General features: G+C 72.8%; 17 protein-coding genes. 4 read left to right on the top strand and 13 right to left on the bottom strand.

Annotated elements, in window-relative coordinates; translation table 11 throughout:
• Positions 1-105: 105 nt before the first annotated feature.
• Together ACH4FH_RS14320 and ACH4FH_RS14315 are read right to left on the bottom strand one after the other, a co-directional pair.
• Entirely contained in the window at positions 106-1455 is a 1350-nt protein-coding gene (locus ACH4FH_RS14320; protein WP_398556115.1) for a class II 3-deoxy-7-phosphoheptulonate synthase, read from the bottom strand.
• Positions 1456-1595: 140 nt separating this feature from the next.
• Positions 1596-3038, bottom strand: a complete 1443-nt coding sequence (locus ACH4FH_RS14315) for a PLP-dependent aminotransferase family protein (RefSeq protein WP_398556114.1) — start codon at positions 3036-3038, stop codon at positions 1596-1598.
• A 148-nt stretch (positions 3039-3186) separates the two neighbouring features.
• Here ACH4FH_RS14315 and ACH4FH_RS14310 point away from each other — a divergent pair, with 148 nt between their 5' ends.
• Together ACH4FH_RS14310 and ACH4FH_RS14305 are read left to right on the top strand one after the other, a co-directional pair.
• A complete protein-coding gene (locus tag ACH4FH_RS14310) occupies positions 3187-4035 on the top strand; it encodes an alpha/beta fold hydrolase (protein WP_398556402.1) in 849 nt (282 codons plus the stop codon).
• A gap of 237 nt (positions 4036-4272) precedes the next feature.
• Positions 4273-6222 carry an anthranilate synthase family protein gene (locus tag ACH4FH_RS14305; RefSeq protein ID WP_398556113.1) on the top strand — a complete coding sequence of 650 codons (1950 nt, stop codon included), beginning with the start codon at positions 4273-4275 and terminating at the stop codon, positions 6220-6222.
• Here the strand turns inward: ACH4FH_RS14305 and ACH4FH_RS14300 are convergent.
• The 5 genes from ACH4FH_RS14300 to ACH4FH_RS14280 all read right to left on the bottom strand — a co-directional run bounded on the left by ACH4FH_RS14300 (position 6188) and on the right by ACH4FH_RS14280 (position 11326).
• Positions 6188-7204 carry a 2-hydroxyacid dehydrogenase gene (locus tag ACH4FH_RS14300; protein WP_398556112.1) on the bottom strand — a complete coding sequence of 339 codons (1017 nt, stop codon included), beginning with the start codon at positions 7202-7204 and terminating at the stop codon, positions 6188-6190. The genes ACH4FH_RS14305 and ACH4FH_RS14300 overlap by 35 nt on opposite strands.
• A gap of 119 nt (positions 7205-7323) precedes the next feature.
• Positions 7324-8352 carry a 6-phosphofructokinase gene (locus ACH4FH_RS14295; RefSeq protein WP_398556111.1) on the bottom strand — a complete coding sequence of 343 codons (1029 nt, stop codon included), beginning with the start codon at positions 8350-8352 and terminating at the stop codon, positions 7324-7326.
• A 200-nt stretch (positions 8353-8552) separates the two neighbouring features.
• Positions 8553-9197 (bottom strand): response regulator, encoded by a 645-nt coding sequence (locus ACH4FH_RS14290; RefSeq protein WP_398556401.1) that lies wholly within the window; start codon positions 9195-9197, stop codon positions 8553-8555.
• A 23-nt stretch (positions 9198-9220) separates the two neighbouring features.
• Positions 9221-10522, bottom strand: coding sequence for a MacS family sensor histidine kinase (gene macS, locus ACH4FH_RS14285; RefSeq protein ID WP_398556110.1), 1302 nt, complete (start codon positions 10520-10522; stop codon positions 9221-9223).
• 30 nt (positions 10523-10552) lie between these two features.
• The gene (locus ACH4FH_RS14280) at positions 10553-11326 is read right to left on the bottom strand and encodes a lysophospholipid acyltransferase family protein (protein ID WP_398556109.1); all 774 of its coding nucleotides are present in this window, start codon (positions 11324-11326) and stop codon (positions 10553-10555) included.
• 219 nt (positions 11327-11545) lie between these two features.
• Between ACH4FH_RS14280 and ACH4FH_RS14275 the strand changes: the two genes are divergently transcribed.
• Entirely contained in the window at positions 11546-12343 is a 798-nt protein-coding gene (locus ACH4FH_RS14275) for an alpha/beta hydrolase (RefSeq protein ID WP_398556108.1), read from the top strand.
• The gene (locus ACH4FH_RS14270) at positions 12330-13070 is read left to right on the top strand and encodes a hypothetical protein (protein WP_398556107.1); all 741 of its coding nucleotides are present in this window, start codon (positions 12330-12332) and stop codon (positions 13068-13070) included. The genes ACH4FH_RS14275 and ACH4FH_RS14270 overlap by 14 nt, the downstream gene beginning before the upstream one ends.
• Before the next feature lie 20 nt (positions 13071-13090).
• Here the strand turns inward: ACH4FH_RS14270 and ACH4FH_RS14265 are convergent, their stop codons facing one another.
• From ACH4FH_RS14265 to ACH4FH_RS14240, 6 genes are all read right to left on the bottom strand, one after another.
• Positions 13091-13849, bottom strand: a complete 759-nt coding sequence (locus ACH4FH_RS14265) for an endonuclease/exonuclease/phosphatase family protein (protein WP_398556106.1) — start codon at positions 13847-13849, stop codon at positions 13091-13093.
• A 5-nt stretch (positions 13850-13854) separates the two neighbouring features.
• Positions 13855-14796, bottom strand: a complete 942-nt coding sequence (locus tag ACH4FH_RS14260) for an ROK family glucokinase (RefSeq protein ID WP_393892242.1) — start codon at positions 14794-14796, stop codon at positions 13855-13857.
• Between the two features lie 90 nt (positions 14797-14886).
• Complete coding sequence (locus tag ACH4FH_RS14255) at positions 14887-15378, bottom strand: DUF5304 domain-containing protein (RefSeq protein WP_398556105.1); 492 nt, start codon at positions 15376-15378, stop codon at positions 14887-14889.
• Positions 15379-15481: 103 nt separating this feature from the next.
• The gene (locus ACH4FH_RS14250) at positions 15482-16681 is read right to left on the bottom strand and encodes an ArsA family ATPase (protein WP_398556104.1); all 1200 of its coding nucleotides are present in this window, start codon (positions 16679-16681) and stop codon (positions 15482-15484) included.
• A 2-nt stretch (positions 16682-16683) separates the two neighbouring features.
• Positions 16684-17166, bottom strand: coding sequence for an SRPBCC family protein (locus tag ACH4FH_RS14245; protein WP_398556103.1), 483 nt, complete (start codon positions 17164-17166; stop codon positions 16684-16686).
• A gap of 188 nt (positions 17167-17354) precedes the next feature.
• Positions 17355-18131 (bottom strand): metallophosphoesterase, encoded by a 777-nt coding sequence (locus ACH4FH_RS14240; RefSeq protein ID WP_398556102.1) that lies wholly within the window; start codon positions 18129-18131, stop codon positions 17355-17357.
• Positions 18132-18398: the final 267 nt, after the last annotated feature.

Raw genomic sequence — 18398 nt, 5'->3', positions numbered from 1 at the left:
CCATAGCGGGCCGACCTGCACAACGCGATGGGGCGCGGATCACAGGATCCGCGCCCCATCGTTGTGCTGTCTGTCTCCGTCGCCGCAGGTCAGCGACGGATGGCCTCACTGATCGCGGTACATCTCCGCCACCAGGAACGCCAGGTCGAGCGACTGGCTGCGGTTGAGCCGCGGGTCGCAGGCCGTCTCGTAGCGCTGGTGCAGATCGTCGACGAAGATCTCGTCGCCGCCGCCCACGCACTCCGTGACGTCGTCGCCGGTCAGCTCGACGTGGATGCCGCCCGGGTGCGTGCCGAGGCTCTTGTGGACCTCGAAGAAGCCCTTGACCTCGTCCAGCACGTCGTCGAAGCGACGAGTCTTGTGACCCGAGGCCGCCTCGAAGGTGTTGCCGTGCATCGGGTCGCAGATCCAGGCCACCTGGGCACCGGAGGCGGTGACCTTCTCGACCAGCTCGGGGAGCTTGTCGCGGACCTTGTCCGCACCCATACGGGTGATGAAGGTCAGCCGGCCCGGCTCGCGGTCCGGGTCGATGCGCTCGATGAGCGTGAGCGCGTCCTCCGGAGTGGTGGTCGGGCCGAGCTTGACGCCGATGGGGTTGCGGATGCGCGAGGCGAACTCGAGGTGCGCACCGTCCAGCTGACGGGTGCGCTCGCCGATCCAGACCATGTGGCCGGAGACGTCGTAGAGGTCGTTGGTGCGCGAGTCGACACGGGTGAGCGCCGACTCGTAGTCGAGGACGAGCGCCTCATGGGAGGCGTAGAACTCGACGGTCCGGAACTCCTCCGGGTCCACCCCGCAGGCGTTCATGAAGTTCATCGCGCGGTCGATCTCGCGGGCCAGCGCCTCGTAGCGCTGTCCGGAGGGCGAGGACTTCACGAAGTCCTGGTTCCAGGCGTGCACCTGGCGCAGGTCGGCGTAGCCACCGGTGGTGAAGGCACGGACGAGATTGAGCGTCGCCGCGGAGGCGTGGTACATCCGCTTCAGCCGCTGCGGGTCCGGGATCCGGGCCGCCTCGGTGAACTCGAAGCCGTTGACGGAGTCGCCGCGGTAGGTCGGCAGCGTCACGCCGTCGCGGGTCTCGGTCGGCTTGGAGCGCGGCTTGCTGTACTGACCGGCGATCCGGCCGACCTTGACCACCGGGACGGACCCGGCGTAGGTCAGCACGGCGCCCATCTGCAGCAGCGTCTTGAGCTTGTTACGGATGTGCTCGGCGGATACGGCGTCGAAGGCCTCCGCGCAGTCGCCGCCCTGAAGCAGGAACGCCTCACCACGGGCGACCGCTCCCAGGCGCTCGCGCAGCTGGTCGCACTCGCCCGCGAAGACGAGCGGCGGATAGGACTCGAGCTCCGCGATCACATCGCGCAGAGCCTCTTGGTCCGGCCAGTCAGGCTGCTGCGCCGCGGGCAGGTCTTGCCAGGTGTTGCCACCGGCGTGGGTTTCAGCGTTCACGGTCACGTTCCCCACATTACGGGGTCGCGCGGGGGCGTCCGCCAGTCGCCCGAAGTTTGAGACACACTCCACTCCACTCCGCTCCGACCAGCGGTGATCCCCGCGGCCGGGACTCGGCGTCCGGTCACCCGGCCGACAGGTGGCGCTCACTCCGGCAGGGAGTCGTCCGGGGAGCCATGGGCGAGGGCGGCGAGCGTGGCCAGGGCCTGGGAGAGCAGGGCGGGCGGGGGGCTCGCGAGGGCGATCCGGACGGCGTTCGGGGCGGGGCCTGCCCCTTGGGCGCCCTCCGCGGCGACGGCGAACGCGGCGGCCGGGGTGACGGCGATACCCCGGCGGGCGGCGGCCGCCAGGAACGTCTCGGCGCGCCACGGTGCGGGCAGCTCCCACCAGGCGAAGTAGGAGCCGGGGTCGGCGCGTACGGAGAAGCCCGCCAGTTGCTCCCGGACCAGTGCCTGGCGGGCGGCGGCGTCGCGGCGCTTGGCGGCGACGATCCGCTCCAGGCTGCCGTCGGTCATCCAGCGGGTGGTCGCCTCCAGCGCGAAGCCGGTCGCGGTCCAGCCGCCGGAGCGCAGGGCGGCGGCGAGCCGGTCGGTGTGCGAGGGCGGTGCGACGGCGAGGCCGATGGTCAGGCCGGGGGCCAGCCGCTTGGACAGGCTGTCGACTAGGAAGGTGCGGTCGGGTGCGAGGGTGGCGAGCGGCGGACCGGCGGCCCCGAGTCCGCCCTCGGCGCCGATTGAGGGGCCTGGGCCGCCGCCCGGACCGACTCCCGGGCCGCCGTCCGGCTTCAGGAAGCCCCAGATGGCGTCCTCCACCGCCCACAGATCCAGCTCTTCCAGGACCGCCGCGAGTTCCTCGCGGCGCCCGGCGGGCATCGTCACGCCCAACGGGTTGTGGAGGGTCGGCTGGAGGTAGAGCGCACGCAGCGGGGCGGCGCGGTGGGCGGCACGTACGGCGTCCGGGCGCAGCCCCTGCGCATCCGTGGCGAGCGGGACGAGGGTGATGCCGAGCCGGGCGGCGATCCCCTTGACCATCGGGTAGGTCAGGGACTCGACGCCCAGGCGCTCACCGGGCGGCACCAGGCAGGCGAGCGCTCCGGCCACCGCCTGGCGGCCGTTGCCGGCGAAGCGGATGAGGTCCGGGTCGGCCCGCAGGCCCGTCCCGGCGAGCAGCCCGGCCGCGGCGACGCGGGCGGCGCCGGTGCCTGCCGGGCCCGTCGGGCGCAGGGCCGCGTCGAGGGTGTCCGGGCGCAGCAGCGGCGTGAGGCCGGTCGCGAGCAGGGCGGCCTGTTCGGGGACGACGGGGTAGTTGAGTTCGAGGTTGACGTGCAGGGCGCCCGGCGCGGCCGGTTCGGCCAGCGCGGGGCCCGGTGCGTGCTGGGCGGCGCGGACGTAGGTGCCGCGGCCGACCTCGCCGACGGTCAGGCCGCGGCGGGCCAGCTCGCGGTAGACGCGGGTGGCGGTGGAGTTGGCGATCCGGCGGCCGCGGGCGAAGGCCCGTTGGGTGGGGAGGCGGTCGCCGGGGCGCAGTCGCCCGTCGGCGATCTCCGCGGCGACGGCGTCGGCGATGCGCCGGTAGTCCTCCGCGGCCATGGCCCGACCCTTCCCTCGTGGTTCCCGGTCACCACCATTGCACCGAGAGCAATGTTTTTATTGCACCGAGAGTGTGTCCCTCATAGCATCGAGCCGTCAAGGGGGCACGGCCCCAACGGGCAAGGGTGAGGGGCGAGTTGTGCGGAGTGTGTCATCGAGCGGGCCGGGGGCGCCGGGTACGGCGGACGTCAACGGGATCAGCATCGGCTACGACAACCGGGGCAGCGGCGTCCCCCTCGTCCTCCTCCACGGGCACCCTTTCGACCGGACGATGTGGGCGCCGCAGCTCGCGGCCTTCGGGGACGCGAGCGCGCCTTCCGGGGTGCGCGTGATCGCGCCGGACCTGCGGGGCTACGGCACCTCGACGGTCGTCCCCGGCGTCACGCCGCTGGAGACCTTCGCCCGCGACACCGCCGCGCTGCTGGACGGCCTGGGCCTCGCGAGGGAGCGCATCGTGCTCGGCGGACTGTCCATGGGCGGCCAGATCGCCATGGAGTTCGCCCGGCTCTTCCCCGGCCGGCTGCGCGGGCTGCTGCTCGCCGACACCTTCGCGCAGGCGGAGAGCGCCGAGGGCAGGACGGCGCGCAACGCCACCGCCGACCGGCTGCTGCGCGAGGGCATGGCCGGCTACACGGCAGAGGTCCTGGACAGGATGATCGCCCCGTACACCGTCACGGGCCGGCCCGAGGTCGCCGCACACGTCCGCCGCATGATGCTCGGCGCACCGCCCGAAGGCGCCGCGGCGGCCCTCCGCGGGCGGGCCGAGCGCCCCGACTACACCTCGACGTTGAGCCGCCTCGCGGTCCCGGCGCTGGTGGTCGTCGGGCGGGACGACACCTATACGCCGGTCGCGGACGCGGAGTTCCTGCACCGTGCGCTCCCCGACGCGACGCTCACCGTCATCGAGGACGCCGCGCACCTGCCGAACCTGGAGCAGAGCGCCCGCTTCGACGAAGCGCTGCGCGCCTTCCTGGCCCGCCTCCTGCCACGGCCGTGAGGCAGCGTCCGCCCACCCACCGACCGCGTCCCGGACTCGGCCCGCGGCCCCTCCCGCCATCCGGTAAGGTGCCGTCCATGCACGCGCAATCGACGACGACCATGAACTGGTGGTGGACCGCTCATCCGGCGGCCCACTGATTCGCGCGCACACCACAGATTTCGCGAAGGCCGCCCGAGGGGCGGCCTTTCGTCGTAAGGCGGGCCGGTCCTCCTCCCCGGAAGGAACCACCCCGCCATGCACCGCGAGCCCCTTGCCCTCGATGCCACCGCGCTCGTCCAGCGGCTGCTCGACCCCGCCTGCCCGCCGTTCGCCCTGTTGCGCCGCCGCTCCCCCGGCCGGGAGGCGGCCGACCGTGTCGAGGTGCTGATCGGTGAGGTCGAGGAGGTCGAGCGGCTGGCCGACATCCCCCTGGGCGACGGGACTCCGCAGGCGCCGGTCACCGACGCGCTCGCGCTGATCCCCTTCCGGCAGATCCGCGAGCGCGGCTTCCGCGCCCACGACGACGGCACTCCGCTCGCCGTCCTGCGTCCCCGCGAAACCTGCGAACTGCCCCTGGACGACGTGCTGGCGGCCCTCCCGGCGCACGACGTGCGGGTGACGGACGGGGCGTTCGACGTGGACGACGCGGCGTACGCGGAGATCGTCGAGCGGGTGGTCCGGGAGGAGATCGGCAGCGGCGAGGGCGCCAACTTCGTCATCCGCAGGACGTTCGAGGGCGAGATCGCGGACTTCTCCGCCTCCGACGCGCTGGCGCTGTTCCGCCGCCTGCTGGCCGGCGAGCGCGGCGCGTACTGGACCTACGTGGTGCACCGCCCCGGCCTGCGCACGCTGGTCGGCGCCAGCCCCGAGGTGCATGTGCGGATGACCGGCGGCACGGTCGTGATGAACCCCATCAGCGGGACCTACCGCTACCCGGCCGGGGGCCCCACCCCCGAGAGCCTGCTGGACTTCCTCGGCGACCGCAAGGAGGTCGAGGAGCTGTCCATGGTGGTGGACGAGGAACTGAAGATGATGTGCACCGTCGGCGACAAGGGCGGTGTGGTGATCGGGCCCCGGCTCAAGGAGATGGCCCACCTCGCGCACACCGAGTACGAGCTGCGCGGCCGGTCCACCCTGGACGTGCGCGAGGTCCTCAAGGAGACGATGTTCGCGGCGACGGTCACCGGGTCGCCGGTGCAGAACGCCTGCCGGGTCATCGAGCGCCACGAGCCGGTCGGCACGGACGGGCGGGGCCGGGGCTACTACGCCGGCGCGCTGGCCCTGATCGGCCGCGACGCGGGCGGCGCGCAGACCCTGGACTCGCCGATCCTGATCCGTACCGCCGACATCGCGGCGGGCGGGCGGCTGCGCGTCCCGGTCGGCGCCACCCTGGTGCGGGCCTCCGACCCGCACAGCGAGGTCGCCGAGACGCACGCCAAGGCGGCGGGCCTGCTCACCGCCCTCGGGGCGCGGCCGGCGCCGGAGCGGCCCGGCTCCGCGGAGCTGCCCCCGCGGCTGGCGGACGACCCGCGGGTGCGGGCCGCGCTGGACGCCCGCCGCGCGGATCTGGCCCCGTTCTGGCTGCGGATGCAGACCACCGCGCCGATCGCCGCGCTGAGTGGCCACGCACTGGTCATCGACGCCGAGGACACCTTCACCGCGATGCTGGCGCACCTGCTGCGCACCTCGGGGCTGACCGTCACCGTCCGCCGGTACGACGAGCCGGGGCTGCGCGAGGCCGCCCGCACGCACCAGGGACCGGTCGTGCTGGGCCCCGGCCCCGGCAACCCGTCCGACGCCGCCGACCCCAAGATGCGTTTTCTGCGGTCGCTGACCGCGGAGCTGGTCGCGGGACACCGGCACGGTCTGCTCGGTGTCTGCCTCGGGCACGAACTGCTCGCCGCGGAACTGGGGCTGGAGATCGTCCGCAAGGAGGTGCCGTTCCAGGGCGCGCAGGAGCGCATCGACTTCTTCGGGCGCCCGGAGACGGTCGGCTTCTACAACACCTTCACGGCCCGGTGCGACGACACCACGGCCGCCGAACTGGCGATGCACCGCGTGGAGTTGAGCCGGGACGCGGAGACCGCAGAGGTGCACGCGCTGCGCGGCCCCGGCTTCGCGGGGGTGCAGTTCCACCCCGAGTCGGTGCTGACCCTGGACGGCGCCTCGGTCACCGCTCAGCTGCTGGCAGCTGTCCTCGTGTGACCAGCATGTGCTCGTTGGTGCGGCCGGCCAGGTGGTCCTCGACATTGCGCACGGTGGTCTCGATGATCCGGCCGACCGCCTCTTCGGTGAAGTACGCCTGGTGCGAGGTGATCAGCACGTTGGAGAACGTCATCAGGCGGGCGAGGGTGTCGTCGCCGATGACCTCCAGGGACTTGTCGAAGAAGAAGAGCCCGGCCTCCTCCTCGTAGACGTCCAGGCCGACACCGGTGAGCCGGCCGGCCTTGAGCGTCTCGACGAGCGCGGCGGCGTCGACCAGTCCGCCGCGGCTGGAGTTGATCAGGATCGCGTCGTCCTTCATCGCGGCCAGCGCGGCCGCGTCGACGAGGTGCCGAGTGGCCGCCACCAGCGGGACGTGCAGGGTGACCAGGTCCGCCTCGGCGAACAGCTGCTCCAGGCCGACGTACTTCATCCCGAGCTCCACACAGCGCGGGTTCTCGGCGAGGTCCCAGCCCAGCAGGTGCATACCGAAGCCATGGGCGATCCGGGTGAACGCCTCGCCGATCTTGCCGGTGCCGAGCACGCCCGCCGTACGGCCGCGCAGATCGCGGCCCATCAGGCCGTCCAGCCGGAAGTCGAAGTTACGGGTGCGGTGGGCGGCCCGTACGAGGTGCCGGTTCACCGCCAGGGCGAGGGCCCAGGCGAACTCGGCCACCGCGTACGGCGAGTAGGAGGCGACCCGGCCGACACTCAGCCCGAGGTCGGCCGCCGCCTGGAGGTCGATGTTGTTGAAGCCGGTGGCGCGCTGGGCGACCATTTTCGTGCCGCCGGCCGCGAGGGACTGCAGCACCTCCGCGCTCAGATCGGCGTTCACGCTGGTGCTGACGATCTCGTAGTGCTGCGCGATGGGGACGGTGTCGCGGTTGAGGAAGACGTCCAGGCTGCGGACCTGGTGACGGCCGGCGAAGGCTCTCTCCAGCAGGGGCCGCTCGTCCGCCTGCACGCCGAATGCCAAGATCTCCACGACTGCTCCCGCCGGTCCCTTCACTGCGAATATACGGCCGCTCGCTCGACGGTGCCGTCCGGCGGCGCAGGGGCGGCCGGGTGGCGGGAGCAGCGGGAGCTGCGTGACGCTGTCGCCGCTCAGCCGAAGAAGATCCCGGCCTCGGAGTAGAGCGCGGGATCGACGGTCTTCAGCTTCGCCGTCGCCTCCGCGATCGGCACCCGCACGATGTCCGTGCCGCGCAGCGCGACCATCGTGCCGAAGTCGCCGTCGCGCACCGCCTCGATGGCGTGCAGCCCGAAGCGGGTGGCCAGCCAGCGGTCGAAGGCGCTGGGGGTGCCGCCGCGCTGGGTGTGCCCGAGGACGGTCGTACGGGCCTCCTTGCCGGTACGCGCCTCGATCTCCTTGGCCAGCCACTCCCCCACGCCGGACAGCCGGACATGGCCGAAGGAGTCGGTGCTCCCGTCCTTCAGGACCATCTGCCCGTCCTTGGGCATCGCGCCCTCGGCGACCACCACGATCGGGGCGTAGCGGACCTTGAAGCGCGACTCGATCCAGCCGCAGACCTCGTCGATGTCGAAGCGCTGCTCGGGGATGAGGATGACGTTCGCGCCGCCCGCCAGGCCGGAGTGCAGGGCGATCCAGCCGGCATGCCGGCCCATCACCTCGACGACCAGCACCCGCATATGGGATTCGGCGGTGGTGTGCAGCCTGTCGATGGCCTCCGTGGCGACGCCGACGGCGGTGTCGAAGCCGAAGGTGTAGTCGGTGGCGGAGAGGTCGTTGTCGATCGTCTTGGGGACGCCGACGCAGGGCACGCCGTATTCGCCGGAGAGCCGGGTGGCGACGCCCAGGGTGTCCTCGCCGCCGATCGTGATCAGCGCGTCGACCTCCTGCTTGGCCAGCGTCTCCTTGATCCGGTGGACGCCGTCCGGCTCCTTGAAGGGGTTGGTCCGCGAGGAGCCGAGGATCGTGCCTCCGCGCGGCAGGATGCCGCGCACCGCCGCGATGTCCAGCGGCACCGTGTCGCTCTCCAGCGGGCCGCGCCAGCCGTCCCGGAAGCCGACGAAGTCATATCCGTACTCCTGGGTGCCCTTGCGGACGACGCCCCTGATGACCGCGTTCAGACCGGGGCAGTCGCCACCGCCGGTCAGCACTCCGACCCGCATCGCTGCTTCACCTACATCCCGTCAGTGGCCGCGTACGGCCATGAATGAGCCGACCCCGTCACGTTAATGGTGATTTGGGGCACTCCGGGACAAGGCGCACGCCGATTTCGTTGATTCACCGGGGAGTTGAGGCGAGGCGTTCACCCGTACGAGCGGATCGCCCGACGGGCCCGGTGCCCGGCCGCTGACGGCGGCGCCGGCTACGCGTCGTCGAGGCCGCGCTCGATGGCGTACCGCACCAGTTCCACGCGGTTGTGCAACTGCAGCTTGCCGAGGGTGTTCTGGACGTGGTTTTGCACCGTGCGGTGCGAGATGACCAGCCGCTCGGCGATCTGCTTGTACGAAAGGCCCTTGGCCACCAGCCGCAGCACCTCGGTCTCCCGCTCGGTCAGCTGCGGCGCGCCCGGCTCGTCCGACGTCGCCGGTTCCGGCTCCGTCGCCAGCCTGCGGTACTCGCCCAGCACCAGGCCGGCCAGGCCCGGGGTGAAGACCGGGTCGCCCACGGCGGTACGGCGCACCGCGTCCAACAGCTCCTGCGTACTGGCCGACTTCAGCAGATAGCCGGTCGCCCCCGACTTGACCGCCTCCAGGACATCGGCGTGCTCGCCGCTCGCGGAGAGCACCAGCACCCGCAGCGTCGGGGCGGAGCCGACCAGTTCCTTGCACACCTGGGCGCCGGGCAGGCCCGGCAGATTGAGGTCCAGGACCAGCACATCGGGCGCCACGGCCTGCGCCCTGCGCACCGCCTGGAGGCCGTCCCCGGCCGTCGCCACCACGTCGAACCCGGCCTCCGCCAGGTCCCGTGCGACCGCGTCGCGCCACATCGGGTGGTCGTCGACCACCATCACCTTCAGGGCCGCCTGCTCACTCACGCGCTCACCTTCCCCCGTCCTCCGCCCCCGGGCGCGGCGCCCTTGGGGACCTTCAACTCCACTTCCGTGCCCTGGCCGGGGACCGAGATCCAGTCGGCGCTGCCGCCCAGCTCCCGCAGCCGCCCGCGGATCGACAGGGCGACTCCCAGCCGGCCCTCGCGCTCGGCGTCGGCAAGGCGCCCCTCGGGAATGCCGGGGCCGTCGTCGCGCACCGTCACGATCACCGCGTCCGGTTCGTCCTCCACCAGGATCCACGCGTGGGCACCGGCCCCCGCGTGCACCCGCACATTGTCCAACGCGGCACCGACAGCGGCCGTCAGCTCCGCCGCCGCGGCGGCCGGCAGCCCGACCGGGGCTCCGGGCTCGGAGAAGGTGACACCGGCGCTCGCGTACGGCGCGAGCAGCGCCCGGACGTCGCACGGCTCGCCGGCCGTCTCCGGGGGCACGGCGGCGGCCGAGGCCACCGGGACGGCCGCGGGCGCCGCCGTCCCGGCCGGCGCGGGCTCGCGCTGCGGTGGCACCAGGCCGCTGGAGACCAGGGTGCGCAGCGCCACCTCCTGCTCGCCCGCCATCCGGCCCAGTTCGCCCGCCTCGCCGCCGATCTCGGCGCCGCGCCGCTGCACCATCGCCAGGACCTGCAGCACGCTGTCGTGGATGTCGCGGGCCAGCCGCTCCCGCTCCCGGGTGGCGGCCTCGATCTGCAGGGCCCGGGCGAGGGTGCGCTCACTGGCGCGGGCCACCTCGACGACGTAGCCGATCGCGACGCTGGCCACCCACACCAGGACGACGTTGTGGACGGTGTCGCGGGCCAGCTCCTGGCGCTCGACGAGGTTGGCCACGGCGACCGCGCTGGAGGCCACGGCGGCCCACCGCCAGCCGCCCTTGATCGCGAAGCCCAGGACGGCGCCCGCCGTCCAGATGGAGGGCAGCGTGGGGGCGCCGTCCATGATGCGGGCGTGGGTGTCGACCAGCGGCGTGATGAGGATGCCGCCGACCGCGAAGCCGAGGTCGGCGAGCAGGAACCGGCGGGTGCAGCGCTCGGCCGAGGTCGTCCGGCGCCAGGTCAGCAGCATCCAGACGGTGAGCGCGCCCATGTAGGCGGCGGCGCCCAGCGGGTGCTCGTACTTCCGGTAGGAGAGGCCGACCAGGCCCAGGGTGTAGACGAGGGTGAGGATCCGGTAGCCGGTGAGCGCGCGCCACAGCGGGAGCTCGACGGACATCCGCAGCGCCGCCGGGCGCTTGCCCGCGCCTCTGGCGGCCGCGTCGCCACCCGCCGTCCGTATGTCCGTATCCGTCATGCCGGCCCCCCACCCCTCGCCGGGCTCGCGCTACGCCCCGGCCTCGGCCTTGCCCCTGCTGCCCTTGCCTGCGGCGCTGTCGTCCTTCGCCGCCTGCTCCGCCTCGGCCTTCTTGCGGGCCTGCTCCGCCTTCGCCTGGTCGGCGATCTGCCGCTTGGCGGCCGTCGCGTAGACGTCGACGTACTCCTGGCCCGAGAGCTTCATGATCTCGTACATGACCTCGTCGGTGACCGACCGCAGAATGAAGCGGTCGCCCTCCATGCCCTGATAGCGGGTGAAGTCCAGCGGCTTGCCGATGCGAATGCCGGGCCGGATCATCTTCGGCACGACCTTGCCCGGAGGCTGCACCTTCTCGGTGTCGATCATCGCGACGGGGATGACCGGGGCGCCGGTGGCCAGCGCGACCCGCGCCAGACCGCCCGGCTTGCCGCGGTAGAGCCGGCCGTCCGGTGAGCGGGTGCCCTCCGGGTAGATGCCGAACAGCTCACCGCGCTCCAGCACCTCGATGCCGCTCTTGATCGCCGCCTCGCCCGCGCCGCGGGCGCCCGAGCGATCGACCGGCAGCTGGCCCACGCCCTTGAAGAACGCGGCCGTCAGCTTGCCCTTCACCCCCGGGGAGGTGAAGTACTCGGCCTTCGCGATGAAGGTCACCTTGCGGTCCAGCACCGCGGGCAGGAAGAAGGAGTCCGAGAAGGACAGATGGTTGCTCGCGAGGATCGCCGGACCCTCGGCGGGGATGTTCTCGATGCCTTCCACCCAGGGGCGGAAGGCAAGCTTCAGCGACCCGCCGATGGAAAACTTCATTGCGCCGTAGATCAACCGACTGCCTCCTGTGTGTGACGCAAAGACCTTAACCTGCCTCGGCGCCCCCCTCGCCGCGGCGGGGCTGCGACGGGCTGCGACGGTCACGGGTTGTCGGTCACCCGGGGGCCGCGAGCCGCCTCCGCCGGACCTATCCGACCGCCGTCACTCCGCGTACCCTGAGGTAACTCGCCAGGCCCCCTCATCGATCGGAGTTCCCCGGTGCCGCTCCTTCCCGGAGCCGAACCGTTCCGCCGTGACGGCGGAGAGGTCGGCGTCCTTGTGTGCCACGGCTTCACCGGCTCCCCTCAGTCCGTACGCCCCTGGGCGGAATATCTGGCCGACCGCGGGCTGACCGTCTCCCTGCCGCTGCTGCCCGGCCATGGCACCCGCTGGCAGGACCTGCAGGTCACCACCTGGCAGGACTGGTACGCCGAGGTCGATCGCGAGCTGCGGGCGCTGTCCGAGCGCTGCACGAAGGTCTTCGTCTGCGGGCTGTCGATGGGCGGCGCGCTGGCACTGCGGCTGGCCGCCAAGCACGGCGACGCGATCAGCGGACTGGCCCTGGTCAACCCGGCCAACCGGGTGCACGACAAGGCCGGCGCCCTGCTGCCGGTGCTGCGCTATGTCGTACGGACGACCAAGGGGTTGGCCAGTGACATCGCCAAGCCGGGCGCCGCGGAGGTCGGTTACGACCGTACGCCGCTGCACGCCGCGCACTCCGTGCGCAGGTTCTTCCTCCAGGTCGACTCCGAACTCCCGCAGGTCACCCAGCCGTTGCTGGTGATGACCAGCCCGCAGGACCATGTCGTGCCGCCGGTGGACTCCGAGCGGATCCTGAGCCGGGTGTCCTCCCAGGACGTCCGGCAGAAGCTTCTCGAGCGCAGCTACCACGTCGCGACGCTGGATCACGACGCGGAGCAGATCTTCGAGGACACCTTCGCCTTCCTCACCCGGCTCGCGCCGGAGCTGCGGGCGGGTGCGATCGAGGAGGGGACGGCGACCAGTGGTGGAGCGTAGCCCCCGCGACCCCCGGGACCCGCTGGACGAAGAGGCCGCGTGGGCCGAGATCGTGGCGGGCTACGGCGAGGAGCCGCGGTTCCCGACGGACGACGACCACGAGGGCCCCGACCAGGACGGCTCCCGCCGGGACACCTCCGGCCAGGACGACGCGGCCGGAGCACGTGACGAGAGCGCCACCGTCCGGCCTGCCGGCTCCTCCGGCCCGGCCGGCATTCCCGGTGTCCCGGGCGCGCTGGATCTGACGAAGGCGGGCACGAGCACCGCAGGCGCGGACGCGACGGCGACCGAGGGCGCCGGGTCCGGCGATGCCGCGGAGAGCAGCGGCGGCACGGACGAGAAGCGGCCGGAGCGCGGCACCCCCGGCGGCTCGGCCGGCGACGCCGTGGGCAGCTTCGTCGTCTACGCGCCGGGCGTCGGGCCGCGCGACTGGGACGCCGCGCGGCCGTCCGACGACGACTTCGACGAGTCGGACGAGGGACACTTCACACCGCCCGAGCCGCCTCCGCTGCCCGAGGCCGACGTCACCACCAAGTTCGCCTGGCTCGCGGTGCTCGGCGGGCCGCTGCTGCTGGTGCTGATGGTGCTGTTCCAGCAGCCGGTGACGTGGTGGATCTCGGTCCTGGGCATCGGCGGCTTCCTCGGCGGCTTCGCCACCCTGGTGGCCCGGATGAAGCACGACGACGAGGACGACGACGGGATGACGGGCGGCGGCGCGGTGGTGTGAGCGGGCCGGGCCCGCGGCGCTCAGGCGCCGGCCGGCACCCGCAGGGCCGCCAGCACCGGCAGATGGTCACTGGCCGCGCGGAGGTCCGCCTCGCGCACGCCCGGCAGCCCGTGCGGTACCCCGCAGCCCAGCACCTCGATGCCGTCGGTGGTGAACACCGCGTCGATGCGCTGATGCGGATCGTCCGGCGTCGAGGTGTACTCCCCGCCCCACGGCTTCGCCGCCCAGGCGTCGGTCAGCGCCCCCGCCAGCCGCCGGAAGCTGCGGCCCCGCGGCCGGTCGTTGAGGTCCCCGGCGGCGACGGCGTACGGCACGTCCCAGCGCGCCAGCCGCTCCAGCAGCAGTCCGGCCTGCGCGTAGCGCTCCTGCGCGGCGAGGCTGAGGTGACAGCTGAGCACCCCGAGCCGGGCGCCCCCGATACGGACCACGGCGGTGGCGAAACCGCGCTGGTGCAGGCCGGGCGTGCGGGGCAGCAGGATGTCCTCGGTGCGCTCCACCTGGGCGCGCAGCGAGGAAAGGACCATCGGGCCCGCGGTGGTGCCGCCGCCGGTGACGTACACCAGACCGCAGGAGCGGGCCAGGCGCTCCGCGGCCTTGCGCCAGCGGAAGAACCGCGGCGCCTCCTGGATGAGCACGAGATCGGGGGCGCAGGCCCGGATGACCCGGGCAAGCGCCGCCCGATCGTCGCGCAACGAGCGGATGTTGTAGCTGAGCACACGGACGATCGCGGAGTCCTCCTCCGTGCCGGACGCGGGAAGTCCGGGCCGCTCAGCCACCATCGCGGTCAGCCCTGCCGGGCCAGGTCGGCCGCACCGACCAGACCGGCCTTGCCGCCGAGCTGGGCAGCGAGCACCTGGGCGTGCGGCCGCCACTGGTTGCCGACCAGCCAGCGCCGGAAGGACTTGCGGATCGGGCCGAGGACCAGCTCGCCCTCGTCCGAGACGCCGCCGCCGACGATGAAGGCGGACGGGTCGAAGAGCGAGGCGAGGTCGGCCAGGCCCGCGCCGGCCCAACGGGCCAGTTCGCGGAAGGAGTCGATGGCGACCGGGTCGCCCTGGCGGGCGGCCTCGCTGATGTGCCGGCCCTCGATGCCCTCGGAGGTGCCGTCGCCGAGCGAGAGGAGCACCGCGGCGTTCTCGGGGGTGGCGAAGGCGCGCTGGCGGGCGTAGCGCAGCAGGGCGCGGCCGGAGGCGTACTGCTCCCAGCAGCCCTGGCTGCCGCAGCCGCAGAGCAGGCCGTCGGGGACGACCCGGATGTGGCCGAACTCCGCGGCGACGCCGAAGCGGCCGCGGCGCAGCTTGTTGCCGATGATGATGCCGCCGCCCAGGCCCGTGCCGAGGGTGATGCAGATGACGTCGCTGTGGCCCTGGCCGGCGCCGAACTTGTACTCGCCCCAGGCCGCGGCGTTGGCGTCGTTCTCGACGACGACGGGGAGGCCGACGCGCTGTTCGACCCTGTCCTTGAGCGGCTCGTGGCGCCAGTCGATGTTCGGTGCGAAGAGGACCGTGGCCCGCTTCTCGTCGACATAGCCGGCGGCACCGATACCGACCGCCTCGATCTGGTGGCCGGAACCGACCCGGCGGACGGCGTCCGCGATGGCTTCCGTCAGCTCGTCGGTGGCCTGCGGAGTCGGCACCTTGCACGTCTCCAGGATCGAGCCCTCTTCGTCGACCACGCCGGCCGCGATCTTCGTGCCGCCGATGTCAACGCCGATGGTGAGTCCCATGTGTCCCTCAGTTATTCGCTCGAACCCCGCCGGGAACCACCGTACCGGAGGTCACGGTGGCGCTCGGGCCCATGAGCCTTCAGGAACAGGTCAGTCGAGATCGATCCGCTCGGTGCCGGTGGGGCCGTCGTCGTCGCGCGGGTCGTCACCGCGGGTGGCCTTGCCGGTGCCGCCGGGGCGGTCGTCGAGGTCGTCGCGCGTCCAGCGGCGCTCGCTGCCCTCGACGGCCGAGCGGTAGGCGGCGAGCAGCTCGGAGCCAGCCGCCGCGAGGTGGTCGAAGATCTCCGGATTGCGCTCGACGACGGGCTCGACCGCGGCCTTGGCCTGCTTCAGCAGCTGGTTGACCGCGCCCTGCGCGGCGATCCCGCCGAGGGCGCCGGGCAGCTGGATCCCGGCGAGCTTGTCGGTCACGGCGTCGGCGAGCTTGCGCAGCTCCTCCGCCGCGCTGCCGGTCTGCGGGCCGAATTCGGTACGGCGTCGCGCCTTCTCGGCCGCGAGGTCCTCGGCGCACGCCCTCTCCCAGGCGTCGGCTTCGGGCTCGGCGGCCGTGTGGTCGGCGGGGCGCTCGGTGGCATCACTCATGATGATCTCCGTGGACTCCTGCGGCGCGGCGGGTGCGGCGACGGTTGGGGCGGACTGCGGAGCGGGACTCACCCTCGACGGTACCCGAATGGCGGGAGAGCGTTCAGTGGCTCTGCGGCCACAGACCGGGGTCGGGGGTGAAGCGGATCTCCAGCACGCCGTCCCGCAGTCCGGCGCCGGAGACGGTGCAGCGGCGCAGTGCGGAGGGGAGCGTCCGGATGCGGCGGAAACGCCCGGCACTGACGACGATCTCGTCGCCGCGCCGCACCAGGCCCAGGGTGTCCCGTTCGGCGCCGGGCAGCGGCACCCGCCACACCAGGATGCCGTCATCGGTCAGGCGGTCCTCGACGGTCCAGGGGTCGGGGTGCCCGGCGGCCGGCCCGCTCCCGCCGATCTCGCCGGTGGGCCCGTCGATCAGCTCGTCGAGTTCCTCGATGCCCTGCGGGTCACGGCCCAGGTGCGGCACTTCGTGCAGCGGCAGGTCGGGGAACTCCTCGCGCAGCGCCTTGAGGGCGCTCTGCTGGTTGCCGGAGAGCCCGGCGAGGAAGGGGTCGGCGGAGCCGGTGGGCAGCAGCCGGTTGACGAGGACGCCGTCGGTGCGGCGGCCGTGCAGCGCGAGCCCGGCGCGCAGCGGGCGCAGGTTCGCGGCGGCGACCGGACCGGCCTCGGTGACCAGGCGTACGGACGTGCCGGGGTCGTCGATCACCCGCTGGACGGCGGCGAGTTCGCTCTCCCAGCGCTCGGCGGCCTCGTACAGCTTCTGGGCGGGCATCGGCACGCCGGCGAGCTGGGCCAGGACCGGGCGCAGCGCGCGGGCGGCCTGGCGTTCGGGCGGCAGCAGGCGGCGGAGGTAGCGGCGTACCTGCGCGGGCAGGGCGAGCAGCTGGATCGTCTCGGCGGCCGGGGGCATGTCGACGACGACGGTGTCCCAGTCGTCCGATGCGTGCTCCACGCGCAGGGCGTGCAGCAGCGCGAAGGCCTCGGAGCCGGGGATTTCGGTGAGTTCGTCCTCTTCGAGGGGGGCCGCACCGAGCAGGTCCAGGGCGGCGCCGGCCCGCTCCTGGAAGGCCAGGAACTCCTGGCGGAAGCGGTCGGCGGGGTCGATCCGGCGGGCGTGCAGACCCGGGGCCTGCTCGGTGGCCGTGTCGGCGGCGAGGCGGGAGCCCAGCACCGCTTCCGGCGCGGCGCTCTCGGTCGTGAGCAGCAGGACGCGCGCTCCCCGCCGGGCACCTGCCAGGGCGGTGGCGGCGGCGAGCGTGGTGCGGCCCGCGCCGCCGGGGCCTGTGACGAGGACGGTGCGCACGGTCAGAGCTTCTTGGCCTCGTCGGCGGACGCCTCGGGCCCCTCGGGGCCGCTCTCGACGCGCTTCTTCAGGCCGGCCAGCGCACGGTCGATGATGACCTTCTCGGCCTTGCGCTTGATCATGCCGAGCATGGGGATCTTGACGTCGACGGTGAGCTGGTAGGTCACCTCGGTGCTGGCTCCGCCGTCGCGCGCGGCGAGGCGGTAGGAGCCGTCAAGGGCGCGCAGCATCTGCGACTTGACCAGCGACCAGCTGACCTCGTTCTCACCGGACCAGGTGTAGGCGAGGGTGTGGTCGTCCTTGATCGCGCCGGCGTCCAGCAGCAGGCGCACCTGCTCGGCGCGGCCACGCGCGTCCTTGGCCAGCACCTCTGCCTCTTTGACCTCTCCGGTCCACTCCGGATAGCGGTCGAAGTCGGCGATCACTCCCATCACCTCGGCGGGCGCCGCCGCGATCGTGATGCTCGAGCTGGTGTGTTCGGCCATCGCCGTGACTCCTCCATGCCGATTCATGCCGGTCCGCCGACACGCGTCAAACTCGGTGTCTCTGCTGCTGAAGGCTACCGCGCGGGGAAAGGGCGGCGGACACCAGCGGCCCCCGCGCGACCGGGCGGACGACTACTGGCCACGCCTCCCGGCGTCCGGGGCGGGCCGCCCGCCGCTCGGGCCCGGGTTCACCACTCCAGGACGTACGGCGTCCCGGTCGCGTTGAAGTGCCCGACATTGACGCATTCCGTCCCCCCGATACGGACCCGCCGGGCTAGCGGCTGATGGACGTGACCGAAGAGGGAGTAGCGGGGGCGGGTGGTGCGGATGGCGTTCAGCAGCGCGGCACTTCCGCGCTCGAAGCGGCGGGCGACGGTGTCGTAGCAGAGCTCCGGGACGTCCGGCGGGATGTGGGTGCACAGCACGTCCACCTCGCCCACCGCCTCGATCTTGGCGGCGTACTCCTCGTCGCTGATCTCGTAGGGGGTGCGCATCGGCGTCGTCAGACCGCCGCCGACGAACCCGAAGACCCGGCCGCCGATCTCCACCCGCTCCCCGTCGAGGACCGTGGTGCCGGGCCGGGCGTACTCGGGCCACAGGCGCGGGATGTCGACGTTGCCGTAGGTGGCGTACGTGGGGGTGGGGAGGGCGGCGAAGAGATCGGCGTACTGCTTGCGGACCGCCTCCTCGATGACCGACTCCCGGCTCGCGCCGGCCCGGTCCAGCTCACCCCAGAGCCGGCGGCCCAGCTCGCGGGCTTCCTCGAAGCGGCGGGCGGTGCGCAGTTGGACCAGGGCGTCGGCGTTCTGCACACCGAAGAGGTCGGGGAAGATGCCGCGCGAGTGGTCGGCGTAATCGAGGAAGAGAACGAGGTCACCGAGGCAGACCACGGCGTCGGCGCCGGTGCCGGCCTCGGCGAGGTCCCGGCTGTTCCCGTGTACGTCACTGACCACATGCACGCGCATGGCGCCACCCTAGAGGGCCCCGGCCGCTGCCGGGAGAGGGTCCTGGACCTGCGGTTACTTTCGGGTCACCACGGGCCTGGTTTAGTCTGCGCGGAGCAGTCCGAAGGCGTGTCCCCAAGCGTGTGACGCATAAAACATCTGGGCGTGACCCCCTATCCCTGAAGCAATACCGGTGGGTAACGTCCGGGCAGTCCGATCCCCTTTGCATGATCATGGACCGCAGCCGGTGTACACACAGCGTCGTGGCGCCGGCGCCAATGAGGAGCA

This window comes from Streptomyces sp. NPDC017993 (assembly GCF_044328065.1).
Lineage (GTDB): Bacteria > Actinomycetota > Actinomycetes > Streptomycetales > Streptomycetaceae > Streptomyces.
This window is presented reverse-complemented; position numbering and strand designations above follow the sequence as displayed.

Bases quoted from the DNA above. Each gene is read 5' to 3' on its own strand.
- ACH4FH_RS14280 (WP_398556109.1), bottom strand. From the start codon at position 11,326: ATGAAGTTTTCCATCGGCGGGTCGCTGAAGCTTGCCTTCCGCCCCTGG.
- ACH4FH_RS14295 (WP_398556111.1), bottom strand. From the start codon at position 8,352: ATGCGGGTCGGAGTGCTGACCGGCGGTGGCGACTGCCCCGGTCTGAAC.
- ACH4FH_RS14315 (WP_398556114.1), bottom strand. From the start codon at position 3,038: ATGGCCGCGGAGGACTACCGGCGCATCGCCGACGCCGTCGCCGCGGAG.
- ACH4FH_RS14245 (WP_398556103.1), bottom strand. From the start codon at position 17,166: ATGGCCGAACACACCAGCTCGAGCATCACGATCGCGGCGGCGCCCGCC.
- ACH4FH_RS14265 (WP_398556106.1), bottom strand. From the start codon at position 13,849: ATGGTGGCTGAGCGGCCCGGACTTCCCGCGTCCGGCACGGAGGAGGAC.
- ACH4FH_RS14290 (WP_398556401.1), bottom strand. From the start codon at position 9,197: ATGGTGGTCGACGACCACCCGATGTGGCGCGACGCGGTCGCACGGGAC.
- ACH4FH_RS14305 (WP_398556113.1), top strand. From the start codon at position 4,273: ATGCACCGCGAGCCCCTTGCCCTCGATGCCACCGCGCTCGTCCAGCGG.
- ACH4FH_RS14255 (WP_398556105.1), bottom strand. From the start codon at position 15,378: ATGAGTGATGCCACCGAGCGCCCCGCCGACCACACGGCCGCCGAGCCC.
- macS (WP_398556110.1), bottom strand. From the start codon at position 10,522: ATGACGGATACGGACATACGGACGGCGGGTGGCGACGCGGCCGCCAGA.
- ACH4FH_RS14260 (WP_393892242.1), bottom strand. From the start codon at position 14,796: ATGGGACTCACCATCGGCGTTGACATCGGCGGCACGAAGATCGCGGCC.
- ACH4FH_RS14240 (WP_398556102.1), bottom strand. From the start codon at position 18,131: ATGCGCGTGCATGTGGTCAGTGACGTACACGGGAACAGCCGGGACCTC.